Genomic DNA, 25,231 nt, shown 5'->3' with positions numbered 1-25,231 from the left:
GCGTTCGCCGGGGCCCATGCTGGAATTCTTACGCGGCCGGGAGGTCCTGGTCGCCGGCTGGGGAGTGTCGGGCCGATCGCTGATCGCGCCGCTGCGCGATATCGGCGCCCGCCCGGTGGTCACCGACAACGGGGCGAACGCGCTGGCCGAGGCGGCCGAACTGGGGCTCGATATCGCCCCGGCACCCGAACTGGAGAGCACCGACTGGTCACGGTTCGCGCTGGTGATCACCAGCCCGGGCTGGCGGCCGGATTCGCCCGTACTCGCCTCGGCGGTGGCCGAGGGCATCCCGGTCTGGGGCGATGTGGAGTTCGCCTGGTGGGTGGATCAGGCCCGGCTCTACGGTCCGGTCCGGAAATGGCTGGTGGTCACCGGAACCAACGGTAAGACCACCACCACCGCGATGACCCATTCCATCCTGCGGGCCGCCGGTATCCCGAGCGTGGCCTGCGGGAATATCGGCCTGCCCATTCTCGACGCGTTGCGCCGCAACCCCGGTCCGCAGGTACTGGCGGTGGAATTGTCCTCGTTCCAGTTGCACTGGGCGCCCTCGGTGCGCCCGGAGGCCGGTGTGGTGCTCAACGTGGCCGAGGACCATCTGGACTGGCACGGCGGCCTCGACGCCTACGCCGCGGCCAAGGCGCGGGCTCTGCTGGGCCGGATCGGGATCGTCGGACTCGACGATCCCATCGCGGCGGGCCTGGCCCGCCGGTCCAAGGCACGCCGCACCGTGGGTTTCCGAATCGGTGTGCCCGCCGACGGCGAACTCGGCGTCGTCGACGGCAAACTCCTCGACCGCGCGTTCACCAAGGCGGCGATCCTGGCCGAGGCCAAAGAGATCAGCCCACCCGGTCCGGCCGGAATCGCCGACGCCCTGGCCGCGTCCGCGCTCACGCGGGCGATCGACGTCGCACCGCAGTTCGTCCGGGAAGGGCTGGTGGAGCACAAGGTCGGCCCGCATCGGTCGGCGCTGGTGCGGGAACTGGGCGGGGTCGAGTTCGTCGACGATTCCAAGGCCACGAACCCGCATGCCGCGCGTTCGTCGATCCTGGGCCATCAGCATGTGGTCTGGCTGGCCGGTGGTCAGCTGAAGGGCGCCGGTGTCGAGGATCTGGTGGAGGAGGTGGCCGAGCGCCTGGTCGCCGTGGTGTTGTTCGGTGTGGACGCCCCCGTGCTCGCGGCCGCGCTGGCGCGACACGCGCCGGAAGTCCCCGTCGTGGAGTTGGATACGCGAGACCATTCCGGCATGGGTCGGACCCTCAGGAACGAAGCGATCACCGGCACGCGGGATACCGATATCGCCGACGCGGTCATGGCCCGCGCGGTGCGGGAGGCGGCGGCGTTCGCCGGACCGGGCGATACCGTGCTGCTGGCACCGGCCGCGGCGTCGCTGGATATGTTCACCGATTACACCCACCGGGGCCGCAGTTTCGCCGGCGCGGTCGAGGAGCTGAAGGACGAGGACCTCGGGCGGCGGTTATGAGACCGCGCGGTACGCGACAGGTGCAGGCCGGCCGGTTCGGCGCCTGGCTGGCGCGACCGCTCGCCTCGTTCCACCTGGTGCTCACCATCGCAACCCTGCTCACCGTGCTGGGACTGGTGATGGTGCTGTCGGCGTCGAGCGTCGAATCCTACGCGGACGGTGGATCGGCGTACGCGCTGTTCGTACAGCAAGCCATGTACGCGGTGATCGGCGCCGTGCTGTTCTATCTGGCACTGCGGATCCCGCTGCGCTGGTTGCGGCAGGTGTCCTTTCCGCTGTTCGCCGTATCGGTGCTGTTACTGGTGCTGGTGCTGATTCCCGGAGTGGGCAGTACGGTCAACGGCGCGCGCCGCTGGATCGACCTCGGCCTGTTCTCGATCCAGCCCTCCGAGGTCGTGAAGGTGACCTTCGTGGTCTGGGGCGCCCACCTGCTGGTCTCGCGGCGCGCGGCGGCGCGCGCCGCGAACGATCCGGGCGGGCTCAAGAACATCCTGGTCCCGCTGGTGCCTGCCGGGCTGCTGGTCTGCTTGCTGATCGTGCTGCAGCCGAACCTTTCCACCACCATCGCGATGGGTATCGTGCTCTTGGCGCTGCTGTGGTTCGGCGGTCTGCCGCTGCGGCTGTTCCTCGCCATTCTCACCTCCGGGGCCGTCGCCGCCCTGGTACTGGCGCTGTCGGCCGGATACCGTTCCGACCGGATGCGGGCCTTCTTCAATCCCGGCGACGATCCACAGGGCATCAACTATCAGGCCCGTCAGGCTTTGTACTCGCTCGCCGACGGCGGGCTGTGGGGACGCGGACTGGGCCAGAGCCGCGCCAAATGGAGCTATCTGCCCAACTCGCACAACGATTTCATCTTCGCCATCATCGGTGAGGAGCTGGGATTTCTGGGTTGTGCGCTGGTATTGGGGCTGTTCGCGCTGTTCGTCTACACCGGTTTGCGGATCGCGGCACGCTCGGTGGACCCCTTCCTGCGGTTGCTCACCGCCACCGCCACCACCTGGATCACGGGGCAGGCACTCATCAATATCGGATACGTGGTCGGCCTGCTGCCGGTTACCGGGCTGCAGTTGCCCCTGGTCTCGGCCGGTGGTTCGTCGCTGGCGCTGACCCTGCTGATGTTCGGCATCATCGCCAACGCCGCCCGGCACGAACCCGAGGCGGTGGCGGCCCTGCATGCCGGGCAGGACGGCCGGGTCAGCCGGCTGCTGCGCCTGCCCAAACCGGAGATCTACCATCCGCCCCGGTCGCGTTCGGGTACGCCGGCCGCGGGCGACAGATCACCCGCCCGCGCGACCCCGCGCGACGGTGACCGGCCGCGTACCCGCACCCGGGCCAACAGTCGCGGTACCGATACGCTGCGGGCGACGCGGGCCTGGGAACCCAGCTATTCGGTGACACACGGACGAGAACGGGGAAAGTACAGGTGAGCGCAGCTCAGTCCGCCCACGAGGATTCGACCCGGCCGGAAGCGGGCCGGGACGGTTCGGCGCCGCGCGCGGACGGGATATCGGTGATCGTCGCCGGCGGCGGCACCGCGGGACATATCGAACCGGCCCTGGCCGTGGCCGATGCCCTGCGCCGGCTGGCCCCGGGCACCCGGGTGACCGCGCTGGGTACCCAGCGCGGTCTGGAAACGACCCTGGTCCCCGAGCGCGGCTATCCACTGGAGCTGATTCCGCCGGTGCCGCTGCCGCGGAAACCGAGTATGGATCTGCTGCGGTTGCCGGGCCGGGTGCGGGCTTCCGTGGCGCGTACCCGGGAGATCATCGACGCGGTCGACGCCGACGTGATCGTGGGTTTCGGCGGTTACGTCGCATTGCCGGCGTATCTCGCCGCCGGTCCCGGTGTGCTGCGCCGCCGGCGTGCGGTACCGGTCGTGGTGCACGAGGCCAATGCCAAAGCCGGTATTGCGAACAAGGTCGGCGCCCGCCGCGCGACCCGGGTTCTCGCGGCGGTACCGGATTCTGGACTGGCCGCGGACGTCGTCGGGATCCCGGTGCGTTCGGCGATCACCTCACTGGACCGGGCCGGGCTGCGGGCGCAGGCCCGCGACCATTTCGGGCTACCTGCCGAGGGGCCGGTGCTGCTGGTGTTCGGCGGGTCGCAGGGCGCGCGGTCGATCAACGACGCGATTTCCGGCGCCGCGCCGCAACTGGCCGCGGCCGGTATCTCGGTGCTGCACGCGCACGGTCCCAAGAACACCCTCGAGGTGCCGTCCCCGGACCCCCGCGCCCCCTACGTCGCGGTGCCCTATCTTTCGCGGATGGATCTGGCCTATGCGGCCGCCGACGCGGCCGTCTGCCGCAGCGGCGCGATGACCGTCGCCGAAGTATCGGCGGTGGGCCTACCTGCCGTGTATGTGCCGCTTCCACACGGAAACGGCGAACAGGAACTCAACGCCCGGCCCGTTGTCGCCGCCGGTGGTGGCAGAATCGTCGGTGACCCGGAACTGTCCGCGAAATATGTGATCGACGAGGTGATACCGCTGCTCACGGATCCTGCACGCATTGCCGAGATGGGCCGCGCCGCGGCCGGCGCCGGCCACCGCGATGCCGCCGACGAGGTCGCGCGGATCGTGTTGCGGGCGGCGGGCCGGTGAGCGAGGACCAGGTGGCGGCGGCTCCCGCCGGACCGGGCACACTTCCGCCGGAACTGCTCCGGGTGCATATGGTCGGAATCGGTGGCGCCGGGATGTCGGGGATCGCCCGGATCCTGTTGTCGCGCGGGGGTGCGGTCTCCGGCTCCGATGCCAAGGAGAGCCGCGGTGTGCTGGCGTTACGGGCCCGCGGGGCACAGGTGCGTATCGGTCACGACGCCGGCGCCCTGGATCTGCTGCCGGGCGGTCCCACGGTGGTGGTGACGACCTACGCCGCCATTCCCAAAACCAATCCCGAACTGGTCGAGGCCCGGCGCCGCGATATTCCGGTGCTGTTGCGGCCGGCCGTCCTGGCCGCCTTGATGAACGGTCATCGCACCCTGCTCGTCTCGGGAACCCACGGTAAGACCTCCACTACGTCGATGCTCATCGTCGCGTTGCAGCACTGCGGGCTGGACCCGTCGTTCGCGGTGGGGGGTGAACTCAACGAGGCGGGCACCAACGCCCATCACGGCAGCGGTGCCACCTTCGTCGCCGAGGCCGACGAGAGCGACGGTTCGCTGCTGCAGTACGACCCGGATGTCGCCGTGGTCACCAATATCGAATCCGACCATCTCGACTTCTTCGGCTCCGACGAAGCCTATGTGCAGGTATTCGACGATTTCACCGACCGGCTCACCACGGGCGGCCTGCTGGTGGTGTGCCTGGACGATCCCGGCGCGCGGGCACTGGCCGAACGGGTCGGGCCGCGGCTGGCCGAACGCGGTGTCGGGGTGCTCGGTTACGGGTCCGGTGATCTGCCCGATGCGCCGGTCCCGGTCGGGGTCCGGCTGCACAGCTGGGAACCGCGGGATGTGGGCGGTATCGCCCAGTTCCAGCTCACCGGCGAACCCGCGCCGCGTACTCTGCGACTGTCGGTGCCGGGCCGCCATATGGCGCTCAACGCCTTGGCGGCGCTGCTGGCGGCGCGGGCCGCGGGCGCCGATATCGACGAGATCATCCAGGGGCTGGAGGGTTTCGGCGGGGTGCATCGCCGTTTCCAGTTCGTGGGCCGGGAGAACGGTGTCCGCGTCTTCGACGATTACGCCCACCATCCCACCGAGGTCCGCGCCGTGCTCGGCGCCGCCGCGGAACTGGTGGACCAGGAGGCCCGCGACGGCGCGCGGTCGCGCCGCGGCCGGGTGATCGTGGTCTTCCAGCCGCACCTGTACAGCCGCACCGCGACTTTCGCCGCCGAATTCGGGTCCGCCCTCGACCTGGCCGACGAGGTCGTGGTCCTCGATGTGTATGGGGCGCGGGAGGAGCCGTTACCCGGTGTCAACGGTGCGCTGGTCGCCCAGGCGGTCGGCAAACCCGTGCACTACCAACCGGATATGTCGCGGGTGGGCCGGCAGGTGGCCGGGCTGGCCCAGCCCGGCGATGTGGTGATCACGATGGGCGCCGGAGATGTCACCATGCTCGGCAGCCAGATCCTGGACGGACTACGCGCACGTCCGCAGTACGGGCGGTGACGCGGAGTGCGATCCGGGACGCGGCGATTCGGGATGTTCCGGTCACGGCGTTTCCGGTTGTGGGCGGTGCCCGCGGTAGCACTGGTGATCACCTTCGCCGCGTTGGCGTGGTTCTCACCGATGCTGTCGGTACGCGAGGTGCGGATCGAGGGGGCGGGCGCGATCCCGGAGGATCGTATCCGGGAACTGCTGCAGATCCCGGACCAGGGATCGATTCTGCGGATCGATACCGCCGCAATGGCCCAGCGCGTGGCCACTATTCCGAAGGTGCGCAGTGTCCGCGTGCAACGGGTGCTGCCCTCGACGGTGCGGGTGCGGATCGAACCGCGAACTCCGGTGCTGTATTACGACACCGCCGAGGGCGCGCATCTACTGGACGCGGACGGGATCGAGTACGCCATCGAACCGGCGCCGATCGGGGTGCCGGAACTGGTGACCGAGAAGCCGGGCAGTGCCGATGTACTGACCCGGGCGGCGGTTGCCGTGGCGAGAGCGCTGCCGCCGGAATTGACGGTGCAGGTGGACACCGTGCATGCCGAAACCGTCTCGGATATTTCGCTGACACTGCGCGACGGTCGCACGGTACTGTGGGGCAGCAGCGAGGACGGCGAACGCAAATCGGCGGTGGTGCTACCGCTGCTGACGCGTCCGGGAACCGTGTTCGACGTCTCGAGTCCCAGTCTGGTCACGGTAAGATGAACTCCAGCAATCTTGTTCGGTTCGGCCCTGTCCGGTCCGCCGCCTCGCGGCGTCCCCGGACGATCGCGCGGCGATTACCTGCCGCGGGTGCCGGGGGCGTACCACGATGTGGGCGCGGGCCGTACGGCAACCGTTCACGATACGACGGGCACCGCCGGGTCGGCGGCGAGTTCGCCGAAGAAACTGCTGATCGTCTCGGCGCGCCTGCGAGCGGATCGAGACGGCGGCGAATAGCGTTCGGCACCAGTCGGATACTTGACATAACTCCAACCCTATGGTTGAGGTTCAGGGTTCGCCCGGACCGCGGTTCGCGGATTGCGATCACACGGACCGGTACGGGGTATCCGGAAACGACAGACTTTGGATCGAAGGAAGGCGAGAGCTCATGACGCCCCCGCACAACTACCTTGCCGTGATCAAGGTCGTCGGTATCGGCGGCGGCGGCGTGAACGCCGTCAACCGAATGATCGAGCAGGGCCTGAAGGGCGTGGAGTTCATCGCGGTGAACACCGACGCCCAGGCACTGCTGATGAGCGATGCCGACGTGAAGCTCGATGTCGGGCGTGAGCTCACCCGGGGACTCGGCGCGGGCGCCGACCCGGAAGTCGGCCGCAAGGCCGCCGAGGATCACAAGGACGAGATCGAAGAGGTGCTCAAGGGCGCCGATATGGTATTCGTGACCGCCGGCGAAGGTGGCGGTACCGGTACCGGCGGGGCCCCCGTGGTCGCGAGCATCGCGCGCAAACTGGGTGCGCTGACCATCGGTGTGGTCACCCGGCCGTTCTCGTTCGAGGGCAAACGCCGCGGTAACCAGGCCGAGGTCGGCATCAATATGCTGCGCGAATCCTGCGATACGCTGATCGTGATCCCCAACGATCGGCTGCTGCAGCTCGGCGATGCGGCAGTGAGTCTGATGGACGCCTTCCGTTCCGCCGACGAAGTACTCCTCAACGGTGTGCAGGGCATCACCGATCTCATCACCACCCCCGGTCTGATCAACGTCGACTTCGCCGACGTCAAGAGCGTGATGTCGGGCGCCGGAAGCGCGTTGATGGGTATCGGTTCCTCCCGCGGCGAGGGCAGATCGGTGAAAGCGGCCGAGGCGGCGATCAACTCGCCGCTGCTGGAGGCTTCGATGGACGGTGCGCACGGCGTACTGCTCTCGATCGCCGGCGGCTCGGATCTCGGATTGTTCGAGATCAACGAGGCTGCGTCGCTGGTGCAGGAAGCCGCTCATATCGAGGCCAACATCATTTTCGGTACGGTGATCGACGATTCACTCGGCGACGAGGTCCGGGTGACCGTTATCGCCGCGGGATTCGACGGCGGCGGCCCGACCAGACGCACATTCGATACGGCGAGCAGCCGGGGATCGCTCGGTTCCGGGCGGACGGCGGAGATCTCCGCGCAGTCCGCACGCAGTGCCGAACTCGGCCATTCCCGTACTGCCGAACTCGGCGCGGCCCGCGGTCACTCCGAGGAGTCCGCGTCCATCCGGTCGTCCGATACCGGTTCGTCGATCGCGCGCGGCCCGGCGCCGAGTTACCGCGATACCGAACGCAGCCGCCCGCCGGTGGACCCGACCCTCGCACACAACACCCGGTCGCATATCCAGCCGTCGTCGGATCTCCCCGACGATGACGACGACGTCGATGTACCGGATTTCATGCGCCGCTGACCCGGCGCGGCCGGGCCGGCGGGCGAAGTGACCGATCGCGGCGCCGGAATGCCGCCGGGCGCCCGCGGCGCATCGGTAACGTCCGGTCACATCTCCCGGATGCCGGTTCTCGGCCGCCGGGGTGATAATTCCGGGCGTGCCCCGGAGCCCTGTCGGTCTCTTCGGGTCCGGGCACTCGCCGACGGGCCCGTGGTACCCCCGTCACGTTCCGTGCCGGTGCGCTGTCGGTGAACGGGAACCCCCGCTGCGCCTACTAGGCTCGACATCATGACTGCGCCACCGGTACTCACCGTTCGACGGGTAGTGACCACGCGCGCGGGGGGTTTCTCCGCGCCGCCCTACGATTCGTTCAACCTCGGCGACCATGTCGGTGACGATCCGGAAGCGGTGCGGCGCAACCGCGCCCGCCTGGCCGCCTCCCTGGACCTGCCGGCCGATCACCTGATCTGGATGGACCAGATCCACGGGCGCACCGTGGCTACGGTCGACGGTCCGCGCACCGAACCGGTACCGGGCACCGACGCACTGGTCACCACGCGGCCCGGGCTGGCCCTGGTGGTGCTGACCGCCGATTGTGTACCGATCCTGCTCTCCGACGACGAAGCCGGGGTGATCGCGGCGGTCCACGCGGGCCGGGTCGGGGCGCGGATCGGGATCGTGCCACGCGTACTGGAGGCGATGACCGCCGCCGGGGCGCGGCCCGAGCGGATCGGGGCGTTGCTGGGGCCCGCGGCGAGCGGCCGCCGGTACGAGGTGCCCGCCGAGATGCGTGCCGATGTCGAGGCGCACCTGCCCGGCAGTGCCACAACAACGGTACGGGGTACGCCCGGACTGGATCTGCGCGCCGGGATCCGGCGTCAGCTCACCGCGGCCGGCGTCGGCGCCATCGCCGAGGATCCGCGCTGCACCATCGAGGACACCACCTTGTTCAGCCATCGCCGCGGCGCACCCACGGGCCGCCTGGGCAGCGTTATCTGGATGGAGCCCGCGACCTGAGCGCTCTGACGCCCGGGATGTGAATCGGCGGGCACCCGGTACCGCACGGGTCGCGACGCCGGGGACCGCAAGGCCGGTAGCCGAGTGCGGAGAAGGAGATTCATGATCACAGCGATACGCGGTGACAGTCGATGAACGGCATGGGGCGTGCGGGGCAGCGCGACCGTATCGGGTTCCCGGCGGATTCGGCGGGTGGTATGCCCCGTAGCGGACCGGCGGAGACGACCGGGGCCGGGGCGGTCACCGGCCGTGCTGTCCCGGACAGCGGCCGGACGGAATCGGGAAGCGCATCCCGCGCCGATGTGCTGGCTCGCCGGCTCACCGGTCTGCTTGCCCGCATCGATGCTGCGTGTGCGGCTGCGGGCCGCGATTCCGGCGAGGTACGCCTGCTGCCGGTGACAAAATATTTTCCGGCCTCGGATATCGCCGTGCTGCATCGTCTGGGCCGCCACGACTTCGGCGAAAACCGGCCCCAGGAGGCCGGTGCCAAAGCGGACGAACTACGCGATCTGCAGCCCCTGCGCTGGCATCTGATCGGCCGGTTGCAGCGGAACAAGGCGCGGCAGGTGGCGCGTTGGGCCCAGGCCGTCCATTCGGTGGACAGCGAACGTCTGGCGACCGCATTGGAAACGGCCGTCGCCGCGGCGCTGGACGCCGGTGAGCGGCAGGGGCCTTTGGAGGTGTTGATCCAGGTGAGCCTTGACTCCGATCCTGCTCGCGGCGGCGTGGCGCCGGCCGGTGTTGCGGCGCTGGCGGACCGGATCGCGGCATCCGCGGAACTGCGGCTGGCCGGAATCATGGCAATTCCGCCGCTGGCCACGGACCCGGACGCGGAATTCGCGCGACTGGCCGAGGTCCATACCCGGTTGCGGGCCGTGCATCCCGAGGCCACGGAACTGTCCGCCGGAATGTCCAATGATCTTGAAAGAGCTATTGCCCATGGATCGACCTGTGTGCGTGTCGGTACCGCCCTCATGGGCGAGCGACCGATAACCTCGGCGTAGCAAACAAACCTCATCAGTCACATTCGACACATATGCTGGGACACGACGAGGGCTGAGCAAGACTTCAACACCCGGCCGCCACCGGGGCCGAAGGAAGGTCGACCAGAATGAGCGAGCGCAGCGAGCGTATAAACGACGCAGCCACGAGTGTGCTCGTGACGGAGCCGAGCGGCAGCGAGGCGCAGTCACCGAGTGAGCGCAGCGAGCGAGTTATGGGCGCAGCCACGAGTGTGCTCGTGACGGAGCCGAGCGGCAGCGAGGCGCAGTCACCGAGTGAGCGCAGCGAGCGAGTTATGGGCGCAGCCACGAGTGTGCTCGTGACGGAGCCGAGCGGCAGCGAGGCGCAGTCATGAGCACACTGCACAAGTTCAAGGCGTACTTCGGCATGGTTCCGCTCGAGGATTACGAGGACGACTACGTCGACGACCACACCCCCCGCGGGGTCGAGGATCGTGGCGGACGCCGGCCGCGTGACTACTCCGACCGCGCTCCCCGCGACTACGACGACCGTCCGGATTACGACCGGTACGCCGAGGACCGCTACGACGGTCCCGACTACCGCGAGGCTCCGTACAAGTCCTCGTACCAGCCCAGCTATCCGTCGCCGCGGCGGGACGACTACCCGGGCGACGCCTACGCCGACGACTACGAGGGCCCGCGCCGCCCCACCCGGATCGACGCCGCCGCCTCCGGCCGGTATCGTCCGGGCGGCGGCGCCTCCCTGCGCGGCGCGACCAGGGGGGCGCTGGCAGTCGATCCCGACGCCGAGGAGCGACGGCTGGCCGAACGGGTTCGTCCCGAACCGGCCGCCGCCCGCCGTCCCGCGATCTTCGAGGACGGAGGTCCCTTGTCCAAGATCACCACGCTGCGCCCGCGTGACTACAGCGAGGCGGCGATCATCGGCGAACGGTTCCGGGAGGGCAACCCGGTGATCATGGATCTGGTCGATCTCAGCAACGCCGACGCCAAACGCCTGGTCGATTTCGCCGCCGGGCTGGCGTTCGCCCTGCGTGGTTCGTTCGACAAGGTGGCCACCAAGGTGTTCCTGCTCTCTCCGGCCGATGTCGACGTATCGGCCGAGGAACGCCGCCGGATTGCCGAAACCGGTTTCTACAACCAGAAATAGCGGCTGTCGCGCCCGCGGCGGGCGCGACCCGGGCGGGAACGAAGTCGGCGCGGGCATTTTGCACCGCGCCGATTTTGCGGCAGAGTGAGACCGTGGCCTTGTTCGCGGTGCTGTACTTCGTACTGTTCATCTTCTGGCTGTTGCTGATCAGCCGGGTGATCGTCGAGTTCATCCGTAGTTTCGCCCGCGACTGGCGTCCCACCGGGGTGATCGTCGTGATACTCGAGGTGATCTTCACGATCACCGATCCCCCCGTGAAGCTGCTGCGACGGCTGATACCACCGGTCTCGCTGGGCGGAATTCGACTGGATTTGTCGATTATGGTCCTGCTGTTCCTGGTGTTCATCCTGATGTCCGTCGTCAGCGGCCTCGGCGGGTCGGTAGCTCCGGTGTGACAGAATGGTCCGAGAAGACTTGCCAGAGCCGCTAGATCTGACAACGCGCGAAGGGATCCTTCCATGCCGCTGACCCCAGCCGATGTGCACAACGTCGCGTTCAGCAAACCGCCTATCGGGAAACGCGGCTACAACGAGGACGAGGTCGATGCCTTCCTGGATCTGGTCGAGCAGGAACTTTCCCGGCTGATCGAGGAGAACGCAGATCTTCGCCAGCGGGTTGCCGAACTCGATGCGGAGCTGGCCGATGCCAAGAGCAGCCGTGGTCCGGCCGGTGCCGGGCTCGGTAAACCGGTGCAGCAGGCACCGCCGCCGGAACCGGTGAAACCGCCGGTCCAGGCACCGCCGTCGGTTCCCATACCGGTGGTTCCGGCAGCGCCCGCCGCGGCGGATGCCGGTGCCGACGCGAATATGCAGGCCGCGAAGGTGCTGAGCCTGGCGCAGGAAATGGCCGACCGGCTCACCAGTGACGCGAAGAGCGAAGCCGAGAATTTGCTGGCCAATGCGCGCACCAATTCCGAGCGGCTGGTCAACGATGCGCGGGCCCGGTCGGAAGAGATGATCGCCGACGCCCGGCACAAATCCGATGCCATGCTCTCCGATGCGCAGACCCGGTCCGACAGCCAGCTGCGGCAGGCCAAGGAGAAGGCCGATGCGCTGCAGGCCGATGCCGAGCGTAAGCACACCGAGATCATGGGCACCATCACCCAGCAGCGCAATGTTCTCGAGAGCCGGATCCAGACCCTGAAAACCTTCGAACGCGAGTATCGGGTGCGGTTGAAATCGTATCTGGAATCGCAGCTCGAGGAGCTGGAGAACCGCGGGTCGGCCGTACCGGTGGACGAGGGTGACACCTTCGATACCGGGGCCAACCAGCTCGCTCCCGCATCGTTCGGCCAGGGCGAGTAAGCGCTCGATACCGCTGGGCGCGAACGGGCACCCGGCTTGCTGTCCTGGGGGTCATCATGCTTGTCTTGACACTGGCGCTCGCCGCGATCGGGCTGGTTCTACTGATCCTGTCACTGACCACCGGCTCGGTGGTCTGGGCCTGGGGCTGCATCGTGGTGTGCGGTCTCGGTGCTGTGGTGTTGCTGGTGAGCGCGCTGTCGATGCGCGCGCCCGAGGAGGAGTTGCCGCCGCGGGACCAGCACGCGAAACACTGACGAGGACTTGCTACGAGCGAGAACCGAACTGTCCTTCCGTGGTGTGCGGCGGGGCGGGCTGTATTAGTGGTTGACCGCCACGGCTAGAATCAAACCTGACAGGCGACGATCCGGCCATCACCGGGGAGCCTTCGGAAGAACGGCGCAGTGCGGCGGATAGGGTGCGCTGTCGTACACGCTCAGTAGAACCGAACGGGGTCAGCCCGTTACAGCTGGTAACGAGTGGTCCGCCCGGCCTGCCGGGCCGGCGGACAAGCGGGGTGGTACCGCGGTACCGGAGCACCGATTGCGCCGGTCGTCGTCCCCGTGCCGACATTGGAGCGCTGCGGCGCCGGGCACGAGGAGATGTGAATCCGCGATGGCGGACGAGAATTCCAGCAGCAGCGCATATCCGCGCGTCGATCTCGGCGGTGGATCGGGCGTGACCTTCCCCGAGTTGGAACGGGCCGTCCTGGACGTATGGGCCGCCGACGGAACCTTCCGCGCCAGCATCGACAACCGTGCCGTCGCGCCGGATGCGGCCGGCGCCGGCGAGTTCGTCTTCTACGACGGCCCGCCGTTTGCCAACGGTCTGCCGCATTACGGTCATTTGCTGACCGGATACGTCAAAGATGTCATCCCACGTTTTCAGACCATGCTCGGGAAACGGGTCGAACGGCGCTTCGGCTGGGACTGTCACGGGCTGCCCGCGGAAATAGAAGCGGAGAAGCAACTCGGTATCACGGACAAATCACAGATCGACTCGATGGGCCTCGCGGAATTCAATGCGGCGTGCAAGAGTTCGGTCCTGCGCTATACCGGGGAATGGCGCGACTATGTGACCCGCCAGGCGCGCTGGGTGGACTTCGACAACGATTACAAGACCCTCGATCTCGACTTCATGGAGTCGGTGATGTGGGCGTTCAAATCGCTGTACGAGAAGGGCCTCATCTACCAGGGGTTTCGGGTGCTGCCCTACAGCTGGTACGAGCAGACGCCGCTGTCCAATCAGGAGACCCGGCTCGACGACGCCTACAAGATGCGCCAGGACCCGGCGGTCACCGTCGATATGGTGCTGCGGGTACCGGCCGAGCATCCACTCGCCGACCTCGACGGTGTGGCGGCGCTGATCTGGACCACCACCCCCTGGACCCTGCCGTCGAACCTGGCGATCGCGGTGCATCCGGATGTGCGCTACGTGCAAGTGCGCGGCGTCGACGGTAAGCGATATCTGCTCGCCGCCGAACGCCTCGGCCACTACGCCCGCGAACTCGGCGAGGAACCGGCGGTGCTCGGTGAGTACGACGGCGCGGCGCTGGTGGGCCTCGAGTACCGGCCGCCGTTCGATTTCTTCGCCGGCCATCCCCGGGCGCATCGCGTGCTGTCGGCCGACTATGTCGCCACCGACTCCGGTACCGGCCTGGTGCATCTGGCGCCCGCGTTCGGTGAGGAGGATATGGAGGTGTGCCGCGCCAACGGGATCGAACTGGTGCAGCCGCTCGACCCAGGCGGGAAGTTCACCTCGATGGTGCCTCCGTACGAGGGGATGATGGTCTTCGACGCCAACCCGGTGATAATCAAGGACCTCAAGGCCGCCGGGAAACTACTGCGGCACGAGACCATCGAGCACTCGTATCCGCACAGCTGGCGGTCGGGGCAGCCGCTGATCTATATGGCGGTGCCGTCCTGGTTCGTCGCGGTGACCGAGTTCCGCGATCGGATGGTGGAACTGAACAAACGAGTGAACTGGGTGCCGGAGCATATCCGCGACGGTCAGTTCGGCAAATGGCTCGAGGGGGCGCGAGACTGGAACATCAGCCGCAACCGCTACTGGGGCAGCCCGATCCCGGTGTGGACCTCCGACGATCCCGCCTACCCCCGGATCGACGTCTACGGTTCGCTCGACGAACTGGAACGCGATTTCGGGGTGCGGCCCACCGATCTGCACCGGCCGATGATCGACGAGCTGACCCGGCCCAACCCCGACGATCCGACCGGGCGCTCCACCATGCGCCGGGTGCCGGAGGTGCTGGACTGCTGGTTCGAATCGGGTTCCATGCCCTTCGCCCAGGTGCACTACCCGTTCGAGAACAAAGACTGGTTCGACTCGCATTTCCCGGGCGATTTCATCGTCGAGTACAACGGGCAGACCCGCGGCTGGTTCTACACCCTGCACGTACTGGCCACCGCGCTGTTCGACAGCCCCGCGTTCTCGAACGTGGTCGCGCACGGCATCGTGCTGGGCGACGACGGCCTGAAGATGAGCAAGTCCAAGGGCAACTACCCGGATGTCAACGAGGTGTTCGAGCGCGACGGCTCCGACGCCATGCGCTGGTTCCTGATGAGTTCGCCGGTCTTGCGGGGCGGCAACCTCATCGTGACCGAACGCGGTATCCGGGAGGGCGCGAGTCATGCGCTGCGGCCCCTGTGGAACGCGTGGACGTTCCTGCAGCTGTACGCATCCGAAGCCGGTACCTGGCGGACGGATTCGGCGAATGTGCTGGATCGCTACATCCTGGCGAAGCTGGCGCAGACCCGCGACGTGATGACCGCGGCGCTGACGGAGTTCGATATCGCCGGGGCCTGTGAGGAGCTGCGCACCTTCGCCGATGCGCTCACCAACTGGTATGTGCGCCGGTCGCGTTCGCGCTTCTGGGCCGAGGACCGGGACGCGGTCGATACTCTGCATACGGTGCTGGAGGTCGCGAGCAGGTTGGCGGCGCCGCTGCTGCCACTGGTGACCGAGGTGATCTGGCGCGGTCTCACGGGCGGGCGGTCGGTGCATCTGGCCGACTGGCCGGCCGCCGATACGCTGCCCGCCGACCCGGAACTGGTCGCGGCGATGGATGAAGCGCGCACCGTGTGCTCGACTGTGCTGAGCCTGCGCAAGGCGCAGCAGCTGCGGGTCCGGCTGCCGCTGGCGGAGGTGACCATTGCCGCCGCGGACGCGGATCGGCTGGCGCCCTACGCCGATATCATCGCCGACGAGGTGAACGTCCGAAAGGTGGATCTGACCACCGACGTCGCCGCGCACGGCCGGTTCGAGCTGGCGGTCAACGCGCGGGCGGCGGGGCCGCGGCTGGGTCGCGATGTCCAGCGGGTGATCAAGGCGGTCAAGGCCGGGGAGTGGTCGGAGAGCGCCGACGGTGTGGTCACCGCGGCCGGAATCGAGTTGCTGCCCGAGGAATACACGCAGCGCCTGGTGGCCGCCGAACCGGATTCCACCGCGGCGCTACCGGGCAATGCCGGGCTGGTGGTGCTCGATTCGGTGGTCACCGAGGAACTGGAGGCGGAGGGCTGGGCTCGCGATATCATTCGCGACCTGCAGGAAACCCGGAAATCGTTGGGCCTGGACGTCTCCGACCGGATCACTGCGACACTCGAAGTACCGGCCGACCGGCAGCAGTGGGCGCGGACGCACCGGGATCTCATCGCCGGTGAGATCCTCGCGGTGGAACTGGAATTCGGTCCGGTCGGGTCGGACGGCGCCGAACTGACGGGCGGGTCGCGGGCCCGGATTGCGAAGGCGAGCCGGTAGACGGGGCCGGGCCCTTCCGGTGATCGGCGGTGTGCGAGTACACCACGGCACACCGCCGATCCACCTGTGTTCCTCGAATGAGAGAGTCCGGGGGCCCGGTGACCAGCCTTTACGCCGCCAACCCGTACCGCGTGCACCCCGCCGATACCGAAGCCCTGCGCTACGTGCGGTGGTTCACCTTACGGCGAGGAGAAGCCGAAGCGTCGGTGAGGACCGTGTTCCGGGGCACCGGACGCCCTGCGCCCGTCTACCGGAACCGGCTGTGCCCGGGCTTGTACGCATGGCCGGCGACGGTGCTCCGGCGCTTCGCGTGATTGTCCCCGGAGGGTGCGGGTGCCCGCGAGGTTGTGGCCATGACCGGGATCGGGTGGCGCACTAGGGTATGCACCTATGACTTCGGACAATCCCGACGAGTGGTGGCAGCACGCGCCCGAAGGGCAACAGAAGAGGGACTCCCCGTCGGGGCAGTGGCAACAGGGTTATCAGGCGCAGGGCGGCCAGCCCGGGGTGCAGTGGGGACAGACCGCAGGGCAGGTCCCGCAAGCTGTTCCGCAGTCGGGCGCTTGGGAGGTACCGCCGCTGGGCTCCGGTGGGCAGGGAGGCCCGCCGCGGAACAACAACGCCACGCTCATCGCGGTGCTGGCCGTGGTGGTGGTACTGGTGCTGGCCGGTGTGGCCGGGTTGGTGATCCTACGGTCGGGGGGATCGGAGGAGAACACCGCGGCGGGGACGAGCACCACCACGGAAACGACCCGTGCGACAACGACTACGGCCACATCGACCACCACCACGAGCGCGGCCCCGCCGGCCGCGGGCACACCGGCGTGGAAGGAGGGGCTGTCGCCGGTGGTGCTGTTCGGCCCCACCTTCGCGGACGGCGAAGACACCTACACCATGGCTTTCAAGGATTGGCCGTTCGCGTTCCGGACGCCGGGATCCTGGGGCTGTATGAAGGGTTCGATCGATACGATCCCGGATGCCCAGGCGTGGGGATGTATCGATGAGGGGGATTCCTCGGCCGGTCAGCGCGTGAACCTGATCCTGCGTAAATGCCCAACTACCTGTGATGCGGCCACCCGGACCCGGTTCGATGCGGATTGGTTCGACAACGAAGGTGCGGCCGAGCAGTTCGACCCCAGCACCTCGTACGTGGAAACGCCCACGAACGACAAGGGCAAGTACACCATCGATCTCAGCCGCTACTTCGCCGCCGAACCGGGCGGTGAACCGGTCTGGCAGGTGGGTGTCTACGTGGAGTCGCCGTCGGCCACCAAGGACGCGGTCCTGAAGACCTTGAACGACATCCTGACGCAAACGCAATAAACATTTTTGTGATTTAGATCACATGCTAGATGTTTGCCAGGTTGCTTGGTGAACGCCCTTCTGCCGGGCACAATCATCGCGATGCCGCTGCGACCGTCCTCTTGGGAACAGCGGAAACGGTGATCATTTCGTTCGGTTCTACCTGAGTGGAGTCACCTCGGCGCGAGTTCGCTCCGATGTAGCTCCAATGGTCCGCGGTAGCCACCTGCTCGGCGGATGCCGCGCGTAAACCGGGGCGCCGCACGGTGTCTCGCGCATCGACCGGCAGAAGGGTGGGCACGTGATCGGAATTGCACTGCGGCGAGGTATCGCCGGTTTACTCCTCACCACGGCCGTCACCGCGATCGCGGCCGCACCGGGGTGGGCACAGCCCTCCGGCAGCGCCAGCGGGTCGGCCTCCGGATCCAGTTCGCTCAGCGCCAGCGGATCGGCCGGACTCCCGGTATCGACCCTCACCGGCCTCGGCGCCCTCGCCGCCGCCACCACACAAACCGGGAAGATGTACGAATGGGGCGCCACCGGACCGGACACCTGGGACTGCTCAGCCCTGGTGCAGTGGGCATTCCGCCAGGTCGGAGTGCTGTTGCCGCGCACCACCTGGGAACAGGCGGAGGTCGGTGCGGCCGTACCCCCGTACGCGCTGGCTCCCGGTGACGTGGTGATCATCAACCGCGATGCGTCCCATGTCGGCATCTACGCCGGATCCGGGCAAGTTCTCAACGCCTACGGCGCCGGTGTTCCGGTCGGGCTCACGCCGCTCGAACACTTCTATGTGCACAGCATCCGGCGATTCTGAGGCCGGCTCCGCTCACTCCACCTGACGCCGCAGCAGCGGACCGTAATCGGGATGGGCCAGCGCGGAGGCGAACTGCGCGACGAGGTAGTCGCCCGGGTTGCCGGTGTCGTACCAGCGGCCCTGGATGACCTGCCCGTATACGGCGTGGTCGGCGGCGTAGGCGTTGATCGAATCGGTCAGGTACACCTCACCCGTGCGATGGGTGTACCAGTTCTCGGTCTGGGCGCGCAGTTCGTCGATGATGCCGGGCGTGACGACGTAGCCGCCGATCGCCGCGTAGGCCGAGGGCGCATCGGCAGGTTTGGGCTTCTCCACCAGACCGGAAATGCGCAGCAACCCGTCGTCCAGATCCTCCCGCACCACCGGGACGCCGTAGCGCTGGGATTCGTTCGGGTTCATCGGCATCAACGCCAGCACCGGACAGCCCGTGGCCTCGTAGGCGCGGATGAGCTGCTGGGCACGCGGAACCTCGGCCACGAACACATCGTCGGGCCACAGCACCAGCATCGGCTCGTCTCCGGCGGCGCGGGCCGCATTCAGCACGGGAGTGCCGTTGCCGTACGGGCCGTGCTGGTCCAGGTAGGTGATATGCCCGAGCCGTGACAGTTCACCGACCTCCTCCACCGCGTCGGCGTAGGCGGTCTTACCATCGGCGCGCAACTGGGCGACCAGCGCCGGGTTCGGCCGGAAATGGTCCTGAATCAACGATTTTCCGCCACTGACCACGATGGTGATATCGGTGATACCGGAAGCCACCAGCTCGCGCACCGTATGCTCGATCACCGGCTTGTCGCCGACCGGCAGCATCTCCTTGGGGATCGCCTTCGTCAGCGGCAGCAGCCGGGAGCCGATACCGGCGGCGGGAATGACAGCCTTGCGGATCATCATGGGCCGAGTTTATGGCGCGCCCGGGTCGCGCGGGGGTTCCGGCCCCGAGCTCGCGCGTCTCCGCTCGGGGATGTCCCGCCTGACCTCGCCGAACGCGCTGTCGATTATGCGGTCCGAATCGGCGGGGACCGGCGGAGCGGTCGCCGCTGCGGCTCGGCACGGCCCCGCGGGACCGGGATCCGGCTGCCTGTCGGTGCGCGCGCGTAGATTGCGCGGTATGAGCCGACAGGGTCGTGACCAGTGGTGTGAGTGAGGTGGAACCAGGTGTGGCGGACTCTCCGGTGGTGAGTGAGGCCCGCTCCGAACCCGGGGCCGGAGCAGCTCCGCAGGCGTTCGCCGGGGAAACAGCGCGGCGCTGGGTGCTGCATATCGATATGGACGCGTTCTTTGCCTCCTGTGAGCAGCTCACCCGGCCTACATTGCGGGGCCGGCCGGTGCTCGTCGGCGGGACCGGGGCGCGCGGAGTGGTGGCGGGGGCCAGTTATGAGGCGCGGGTGTTCGGGGCGCGGTCGGCCATGCCCATGCATCAGGCACGGCGGTTGGTGGGGGTGACGGCGGTGGTGGTGCCGCCGCGCGGAGCGTTGTACGGCGTGCTGAGCGGACGGGTGTTCGATACCTTGCGGGAGCGGATCCCGGTGCTCGAAACCCTGTCGTTCGACGAGGCGTTCGGTGAACCGGTGGAACTGGCCGGGGCGCGGGTGTCCACGGTGATGGATTTCTGCGCGGAGTTACGGGCGGCGGTACGGGAAAGCACCGGGCTGGTGGCTTCGGTGGGCGCGGGGACGGGCAAACAGCTCGCCAAGATCGCGTCGGGAATGGCCAAACCGGACGGGATCAGGGTGATCGCTCCCGGTGAGCAGCAGGAGTTGCTGGCCGGGTTGCCGGTGCGCAAACTATGGGGGATCGGGCCGGTGGCGGAGAGCCGGTTGCGGGCACTGGGGATCGAAACGGTCGGGGCGTTCGCGGCCCTGCCCGAAGTGGAGGCCGTATCGATCCTGGGCGGAAGTATCGGCGCCGCGCTGCACCGGCTGGCCCGCGGTATCGATGACCGGCCGGTCGCCGAGCGCGCCGAGGCGAAACAGATCAGTGCCGAAACCACATACGAGACCGATATCGTCACGCTGGAACGGTTGCGGCCGGCGATCGCCGAGATGGCCGCGGCCGCGCACCGGCGGCTGGTGCGCGACGGGCGGGCCGCGCGCACCGTGGTGCTGAAACTCAAACGCGCCGATATGAGTATCACCACGCGTTCCAGCACCCTGCCCTATGCGACCGAAGACCTTGCCACGCTCACCGCCGCGGCCCAGCGCGCGGCGCTGGACCCGCGGGAACTGGGACCGGTGCGGCTGGTGGGAGTGGGGTACGCGGGATTGTCTGCGATCCGGCAGGAATCGTTGTTTCCCGAATTGGATCGGATGGGCGCGGATCCCGCGGACCCCGGCACGGATGTCGCAGGCCACGGTGAAACGACAGCGGCGGCGCGTGATCTCGCGACGGGAGCACCGGACGCGGACACGAGTGGACCGGCCGGCCCCGACTTCCCGGCGGCGCCATCGGTTGCGGGCCCGGCAGAGCGCGATTCCGGTCCGGCCGGTGAGCGCCGGCCGGTGATCGCGCCCGAATTCGTGGCACCGGAGCAAGAGAGCTCTGTGGATTCCGTGAGATCTACTGTGGGCGGTTCTTCGTCCGCTGCCGCGGCCGGGCCTGCCGCCGGGCCGCGCGCCGAGGCCGCCGAAACCCTCGGCGCGGCGCGGGATTCGGGAGTAACCGCTGGTGACGTCGTGAATTGGCCGGCCGGATCGGATGTCGTGCATCCCGGGTTCGGCTTCGGCTGGGTGCAGGGATCGGGGCACGGGCGGGTGACCGTGCGATTCGAGTCCCGCTCGACAGGACCGGGGATCGCGCGTACTTTCGCTGCCGACAACACCGAGTTGCGCCCTGCGGACCCGCTCGGCAGCCTGTCCTGAACCCCGCCGGGTAGGTTGGTGCCGGGCAGCGTCGCCGGTCCGGTGGGGCTGCCGCAGCGCACGACACCGAACCCCGAACGCAAAGGACGAGCAGTTGAAGCTTCGCAAAACCGGACGTATCGCGATCGCCGGCCTGGCCGCCGCGGCCGCGCTGACCATGACGGCGTGTGGTAGCGATGATTCCGACTCGGACACCGCCGCGGCGACGAGCACCACGGCCGCGGCCGAGACCACCGAGGCGGAGGCCGATACGCCGCCCGTCCCGACCCCGGCCGACCTGAACACCCAGCTCCAGCGCGCACTCGATCCGAACGTTCCGAACGAGGAAAAGCTGGAGATGGTGCAGGGCGCCGAGGCGGACCCGGAGCTGCCGTCGAAGCTGAGCCAGTTCTACGCCCAGTCGGGTGCCACGATCGAGGTCACCGAGGTGCAGGATTTCGGGACCGAGATCCAGGCGAAGGCCAATCTCACCCTGAACGGCCAGACCAGTGTGGCGGATGTTCCGTTCGTGGCCGAGGACGGGGTGTGGAAGGTCCAGCAGCAGTGGACCTGCACGATGCTCGCGAACGCGCAGATCCAGTCGCCGGCCTGCGCGGCCTGAGACAAGTAGGGTGCCGAATCGGCCGGTCCGCACAGTGCGGACCGGCCGATTCGTTTTCTGTGGGTCTCCGCGCCGCCCCGTAGGGACCCGGGTGGGCGGTCTATCCCGGTGGGCTCCCGTCTGCGGATGCGCTGGTCCCGGCCCCGCGCCGGTGCGCCGCGCAGGCGTCGCTCGTATCCCGGGTATCTGTGGGTGAGCTCGCCGTGATCGGGCCCGATAGGATGGCGCTCCGTGGCTGACACGATGGTGGTGGCGGCGCCCGAGCCGGCAGAGATCTCCGAAAGTCCGCGACCCCGAATGCGGGGCGGCTGGGCACGGCCGGTGGCCCTGGTGTCGGCACTGATCGGGGCGTTGCTCGCGGTGGCGGTTCCGTTTCTGCCGGTACGGGTGGACGCCGCGGCACTGTCCTGGCCGCAGGCCGGTTCCGCCGAGTCGATCGAGGCGCCGCTGGTCGCCTACGCGCCGCTGAGTTTCGAGGCCACCGTGCCCTGCGCGGCGATCCAGCAGTTGCCCGCCGGCGGGGTGCTGACCGCCACCGCGCCCTACGGCGCTCCCGATCTGGAGCGGTACGGGTTCCTTGCGCAGGTGCGGCCGCCCACCCCCGAATCCGGACCCGTGCTCGATGTGGTGCTGCGCAACCAGTCGCTGTTCAGTGTGCCGGTGGCCGAACTGGCGCCCGGATGCGAACTCACCGTGGGTGCGGGGATGACCGAATCCGTGGCCACGCTCACCGGACACGAACCCGTTGTCCTGGGCGGGGATTACCGGCCGCAGATGGTGGGGGTGTTCAGCGATCTCGCCGACCCGGCCGGCGCCACCGTCACCGCGGAGGTGGACAGCCGGTACAGCTCCACCCCGACGCTGATGAAACGCCTCGCGATCTGGGGGGCCGTGCTGGCGACCGTGATCGCGCTGGTGGCTCTGCATCGCCTGGACAACCTCGACGGCCGCCGTGCCCGCCGTTTCCTGCCCGCCCGCTGGTGGACTTTCCGGCCGGTGGATTTCGTGGTGCTCGGCACATTGGTGCTCTGGCATTTCATCGGCGCCACCACCTCCGACGACGGCTATCAGTTCGGGATGGGCCGGACCTCGCAGGTCGCCGGCTATATGGCGAACTACTTCCGGTACTTCGGCGTGCCGGAGAATCCGATCGGCACCCCGTATTACGACCTCATCGGTCTGATGGCGGATGTGAGTACCGCCAGCCCGTGGGTGCGGTTGCCGACCTTGCTGGCGGGGATCGTGGCCTGGCTGGTGATCAGCCGGGAGGTGGTGCCCCGGCTCGGGGCCGCGCTGCACCGCAACCGGTTCGTGCCGTGGACCGGTGCGCTGGTCTTCCTGGCGGTCTGGTTGCCGTACAACAACGGTCTGCGCCCGGAACCGATGGTCGCGCTGGGTGTGCTGCTGACCTGGTGTTCGGTGGAGCGTGGGATCGCGACCCGGCGGCTGCTGCCGTTCGCGGTCGCCATTCTGATCGCGGCGTTCAGCTGTACGGCCGGTCCGCACGGACTCATCTGTCTTGCCGCGCTACTGGCCGGGTTGCGCCCGCTGATCAAGATCATTATGGCGCGGGCGCGGCGGGTCGGCTGGTTCGCGCAGTTGCTCCCGCTCGGGGCCGCGGGCGTGCTGGTGCTCGTCGTCGCCTTCGCGGACCAGACCTTCAGCGCCATGATGGAAATGCGCCGGGTGCACGAACTGGCCGGGCCGAACGTGCTGTGGTTCGACGAATACCTGCGATACCAATACCTGTTCATGGGCACGGTGGACGGTTCGCTGGCCCGCCGGTTCGGCATCTTCGTGATGGTCGCCGGGCTGGCGGTATGCCTGCTGACGCTGCTGCACAAGGGCGGCCGGATCCCGACCGCCGCGGTAGGACCGTCGCGCCGGATCCTCGGGGTCACCATCGGCGCCATGGTGCTCATGATGACGACGCCGACCAAATGGACCCATCACCTCGGGGTTTTCGCCGGGCTGGCGGGTGCGGTCGCGGTGCTCACCGCGGTGGCGGTCGGGCCGCGGGTCATGCGCGGGCCGCGTAACCGGGCATTGTTCGCCGCCGGGGTGGCGTTCCTGATGGCGCTGGTGTTCTCCGGGCCCAACGGCTGGTGGTACGTCTCGGCCTTCGGTATTCCGTGGTGGGACAAGCAGCCCTCGATCGCCGGGATCGCATTCAACAAGGTTTTCCTGCTGGGCGCGCTGGTGCTGCTGGTGCTGGCCGCGTGGTGGCATGTGCGGGCACCCGATACCGGACATCACCGGATCTCGCGCTGGGGCTGGCGCTTCGCGAAGATACCGCCGCTCACGGTGGCGGCGGCGTTCATGTTGCTGTTCGAGGTCGCCTCGTTCGCCAAGGGGGCGGTCGCCCAGTATCCGGCGTTCTCACTGGCCAGTTCGAATCTGGGTGCGTTCGCCGGGAATACGTGCGGGCTGGCCCCGCACGTCCTGGTGGAAACCGATCCGAACCGCGGCATGCTCGCCCCGCTGACCGGTGACCCGGCCACCACCCTGGCCGGTAACGGCACCGGTTTCACCCCGACCGGTGTGGCGGCGGATCTGAGCGCCGACGCCGAACAGGGCGCCGATGCCGCCATCGCCGATTCGGTGGGGGATGGCAGCGGTGCGACCGGGGTCGCGACCGAAACCGCAGGCCCCGCCCTGCCGTTCGGGCTCGACCCCGCCACCCCGGTACTGGGCAGTTTCCGGGCCGACGGTCCGGCGGAACTGACCAGCGGCTGGTTCCGGTTGCCGCCCGTCGCCGAACGCGCCGATATCCTGGCGGTGAGCGCCGCCGGCCGGATTTGGTCGCGCAATGCCGACGGGGTTGTCACGCACGGCCAGTCGTTCGAACTCGAATTCGGGTCGACCACCGCCCCCGGCGCCTCCGCCGGTGAGCCGGTGGCGCTGCGGCGGGTGAATCCGATCGATATCGGTCCTGCGCCGTCCTGGCGTAACCTGCGGGTTCCGCTGGAGCCGTACGCCGATGCGGATACCGTGCGTATCGTCGCCCATGACCGGGACCGCGATCCACGGCAGTGGCTCGCGTTCACCCCGCCGCGGATGCCGCAGACCCAGGATCTGAACACGGTGGTCGGTTCCACCGATCCGGTGCTGCTCGACTGGGCCGTCGGCCTGCAGTTCCCGTGCCAGCGGCCGTTCGACCACCGCATCGGTATCGCCGAGGTGCCGAAGTACCGCATCCTGCCGGACCGGGTCGGCGCCCACGACACCAGCCTGTGGCAGAACCACGACGGCGGCGGACCGCTCGGCTGGACCGAACTGCTACTGCACGCCCGCACCCTGCCGACGTACCTGAACCACGACTGGGACCGCGATTGGGGCCAGCTCCAGCAGTTCCTGCCGCGGGATCCGGACGCTGTTCCCGCCCGTCCGCAGGTCACCCAGGAGGAACATCCGGGCACCTGGACACCCGGTCCGATCAACGTCGCCTGGTGAGCCGTCGCATGCCGCGCTGGTTACGCTGACCG

Annotated in this window: 19 protein-coding genes; 18 read left to right on the top strand and 1 reads right to left on the bottom strand. The window is 68.4% G+C overall.

Translation table 11 applies throughout. The features are described from left to right. The first annotated feature begins 16 nt into the window (after positions 1-16). The 15 genes from murD (at position 17) to IU448_RS22550 (ending at position 18,290) form a co-directional block, all read left to right on the top strand. A complete protein-coding gene (gene murD, locus IU448_RS22620; protein ID WP_195057934.1) occupies positions 17-1,483 on the top strand; it encodes a UDP-N-acetylmuramoyl-L-alanine--D-glutamate ligase in 1,467 nt (488 codons plus the stop codon). Further along, positions 1,480-2,913: a putative lipid II flippase FtsW gene (ftsW, locus tag IU448_RS22615; RefSeq protein ID WP_195057675.1), complete on the top strand. Its 1,434-nt coding sequence runs from the start codon at positions 1,480-1,482 to the stop codon at positions 2,911-2,913. The genes murD and ftsW overlap by 4 nt, the downstream gene beginning before the upstream one ends. 77 nt (positions 2,914-2,990) lie before the next feature. Beyond that, positions 2,991-4,085, top strand: a complete 1,095-nt coding sequence (murG, locus tag IU448_RS22610; RefSeq protein WP_324188697.1) for an undecaprenyldiphospho-muramoylpentapeptide beta-N-acetylglucosaminyltransferase — start codon at positions 2,991-2,993, stop codon at positions 4,083-4,085. Positions 4,086-4,153: 68 nt separating this feature from the next. After that, a complete protein-coding gene (murC, locus tag IU448_RS22605) occupies positions 4,154-5,593 on the top strand; it encodes a UDP-N-acetylmuramate--L-alanine ligase (protein ID WP_228814060.1) in 1,440 nt (479 codons plus the stop codon). 66 nt (positions 5,594-5,659) lie between these two features. After that, on the top strand, positions 5,660-6,292 hold the full coding sequence (locus IU448_RS22600; protein ID WP_280457869.1) for a cell division protein FtsQ/DivIB: 633 nt from the start codon (positions 5,660-5,662) through the stop codon (positions 6,290-6,292). Between the two features lie 385 nt (positions 6,293-6,677). Beyond that, positions 6,678-7,970 (top strand): cell division protein FtsZ, encoded by a 1,293-nt coding sequence (ftsZ, locus tag IU448_RS22595; protein WP_195057671.1) that lies wholly within the window; start codon positions 6,678-6,680, stop codon positions 7,968-7,970. Positions 7,971-8,237: 267 nt separating this feature from the next. Next, positions 8,238-8,966: a peptidoglycan editing factor PgeF gene (gene pgeF / locus IU448_RS22590; RefSeq protein ID WP_195057670.1), complete on the top strand. Its 729-nt coding sequence runs from the start codon at positions 8,238-8,240 to the stop codon at positions 8,964-8,966. A 131-nt stretch (positions 8,967-9,097) separates the two neighbouring features. Continuing rightward, a complete protein-coding gene (locus IU448_RS22585; RefSeq protein WP_228813928.1) occupies positions 9,098-9,970 on the top strand; it encodes a YggS family pyridoxal phosphate-dependent enzyme in 873 nt (290 codons plus the stop codon). 349 nt (positions 9,971-10,319) lie between these two features. Beyond that, entirely contained in the window at positions 10,320-11,096 is a 777-nt protein-coding gene (locus IU448_RS22580; RefSeq protein WP_195057669.1) for a cell division protein SepF, read from the top strand. 92 nt (positions 11,097-11,188) lie between these two features. Next, positions 11,189-11,491 (top strand): YggT family protein, encoded by a 303-nt coding sequence (locus IU448_RS22575; RefSeq protein ID WP_068038887.1) that lies wholly within the window; start codon positions 11,189-11,191, stop codon positions 11,489-11,491. 63 nt (positions 11,492-11,554) lie between these two features. Continuing rightward, positions 11,555-12,400, top strand: a complete 846-nt coding sequence (locus IU448_RS22570) for a DivIVA domain-containing protein (RefSeq protein ID WP_195057668.1) — start codon at positions 11,555-11,557, stop codon at positions 12,398-12,400. A gap of 56 nt (positions 12,401-12,456) precedes the next feature. Further along, positions 12,457-12,654 carry a hypothetical protein gene (locus IU448_RS22565; protein WP_062978654.1) on the top strand — a complete coding sequence of 66 codons (198 nt, stop codon included), beginning with the start codon at positions 12,457-12,459 and terminating at the stop codon, positions 12,652-12,654. 358 nt (positions 12,655-13,012) lie between these two features. Further along, positions 13,013-16,171 carry an isoleucine--tRNA ligase gene (gene ileS / locus IU448_RS22560; RefSeq protein ID WP_195057667.1) on the top strand — a complete coding sequence of 1,053 codons (3,159 nt, stop codon included), beginning with the start codon at positions 13,013-13,015 and terminating at the stop codon, positions 16,169-16,171. Positions 16,172-16,561: 390 nt separating this feature from the next. Continuing rightward, entirely contained in the window at positions 16,562-17,494 is a 933-nt protein-coding gene (locus IU448_RS22555) for a hypothetical protein (RefSeq protein ID WP_195057666.1), read from the top strand. Positions 17,495-17,774: 280 nt separating this feature from the next. Beyond that, positions 17,775-18,290, top strand: coding sequence for a C40 family peptidase (locus IU448_RS22550; RefSeq protein ID WP_280456501.1), 516 nt, complete (start codon positions 17,775-17,777; stop codon positions 18,288-18,290). Between the two features lie 12 nt (positions 18,291-18,302). On the opposite strand, the gene IU448_RS22545 is transcribed toward IU448_RS22550, so the two are convergent. Next, on the bottom strand, positions 18,303-19,178 hold the full coding sequence (locus tag IU448_RS22545) for a UTP--glucose-1-phosphate uridylyltransferase (RefSeq protein WP_195057665.1): 876 nt from the start codon (positions 19,176-19,178) through the stop codon (positions 18,303-18,305). Positions 19,179-19,552: 374 nt separating this feature from the next. Between IU448_RS22545 and IU448_RS22540 the strand changes: the two genes are divergently transcribed. From IU448_RS22540 to IU448_RS22530, 3 genes are all read left to right on the top strand, one after another. Continuing rightward, positions 19,553-21,145: a DNA polymerase IV gene (locus IU448_RS22540; RefSeq protein ID WP_195057931.1), complete on the top strand. Its 1,593-nt coding sequence runs from the start codon at positions 19,553-19,555 to the stop codon at positions 21,143-21,145. Positions 21,146-21,239: 94 nt separating this feature from the next. Next, complete coding sequence (locus tag IU448_RS22535; protein ID WP_195057664.1) at positions 21,240-21,746, top strand: hypothetical protein; 507 nt, start codon at positions 21,240-21,242, stop codon at positions 21,744-21,746. Between the two features lie 231 nt (positions 21,747-21,977). Next, positions 21,978-25,199 carry an arabinosyltransferase domain-containing protein gene (locus IU448_RS22530; protein ID WP_280456818.1) on the top strand — a complete coding sequence of 1,074 codons (3,222 nt, stop codon included), beginning with the start codon at positions 21,978-21,980 and terminating at the stop codon, positions 25,197-25,199. Positions 25,200-25,231 lie beyond the last annotated feature (32 nt).

It is taken from the genome of Nocardia flavorosea (genome assembly GCF_015477805.1).
GTDB classification, from domain to species: Bacteria; Actinomycetota; Actinomycetes; order Mycobacteriales; family Mycobacteriaceae; genus Nocardia; species Nocardia flavorosea_A.
The sequence above is the reverse complement of the archived record's forward strand: the minus strand, read 5'-3'. Positions and strand labels throughout refer to the sequence as shown.

Bases quoted from the DNA above. Each gene is read 5' to 3' on its own strand.
- murD (WP_195057934.1), top strand. From the start codon at position 17: ATGCTGGAATTCTTACGCGGCCGGGAGGTCCTGGTCGCCGGCTGGGGA.
- ftsW (WP_195057675.1), top strand. From the start codon at position 1,480: ATGAGACCGCGCGGTACGCGACAGGTGCAGGCCGGCCGGTTCGGCGCC.
- murC (WP_228814060.1), top strand. From the start codon at position 4,154: ATGGTCGGAATCGGTGGCGCCGGGATGTCGGGGATCGCCCGGATCCTG.
- ftsZ (WP_195057671.1), top strand. From the start codon at position 6,678: ATGACGCCCCCGCACAACTACCTTGCCGTGATCAAGGTCGTCGGTATC.
- pgeF (WP_195057670.1), top strand. From the start codon at position 8,238: ATGACTGCGCCACCGGTACTCACCGTTCGACGGGTAGTGACCACGCGC.
- IU448_RS22585 (WP_228813928.1), top strand. From the start codon at position 9,098: ATGAACGGCATGGGGCGTGCGGGGCAGCGCGACCGTATCGGGTTCCCG.
- IU448_RS22580 (WP_195057669.1), top strand. From the start codon at position 10,320: ATGAGCACACTGCACAAGTTCAAGGCGTACTTCGGCATGGTTCCGCTC.
- IU448_RS22570 (WP_195057668.1), top strand. From the start codon at position 11,555: ATGCCGCTGACCCCAGCCGATGTGCACAACGTCGCGTTCAGCAAACCG.
- IU448_RS22565 (WP_062978654.1), top strand. From the start codon at position 12,457: ATGCTTGTCTTGACACTGGCGCTCGCCGCGATCGGGCTGGTTCTACTG.
- ileS (WP_195057667.1), top strand. From the start codon at position 13,013: ATGGCGGACGAGAATTCCAGCAGCAGCGCATATCCGCGCGTCGATCTC.
- IU448_RS22555 (WP_195057666.1), top strand. From the start codon at position 16,562: ATGACTTCGGACAATCCCGACGAGTGGTGGCAGCACGCGCCCGAAGGG.
- IU448_RS22545 (WP_195057665.1), bottom strand. From the start codon at position 19,178: ATGATGATCCGCAAGGCTGTCATTCCCGCCGCCGGTATCGGCTCCCGG.
- IU448_RS22540 (WP_195057931.1), top strand. From the start codon at position 19,553: ATGGACGCGTTCTTTGCCTCCTGTGAGCAGCTCACCCGGCCTACATTG.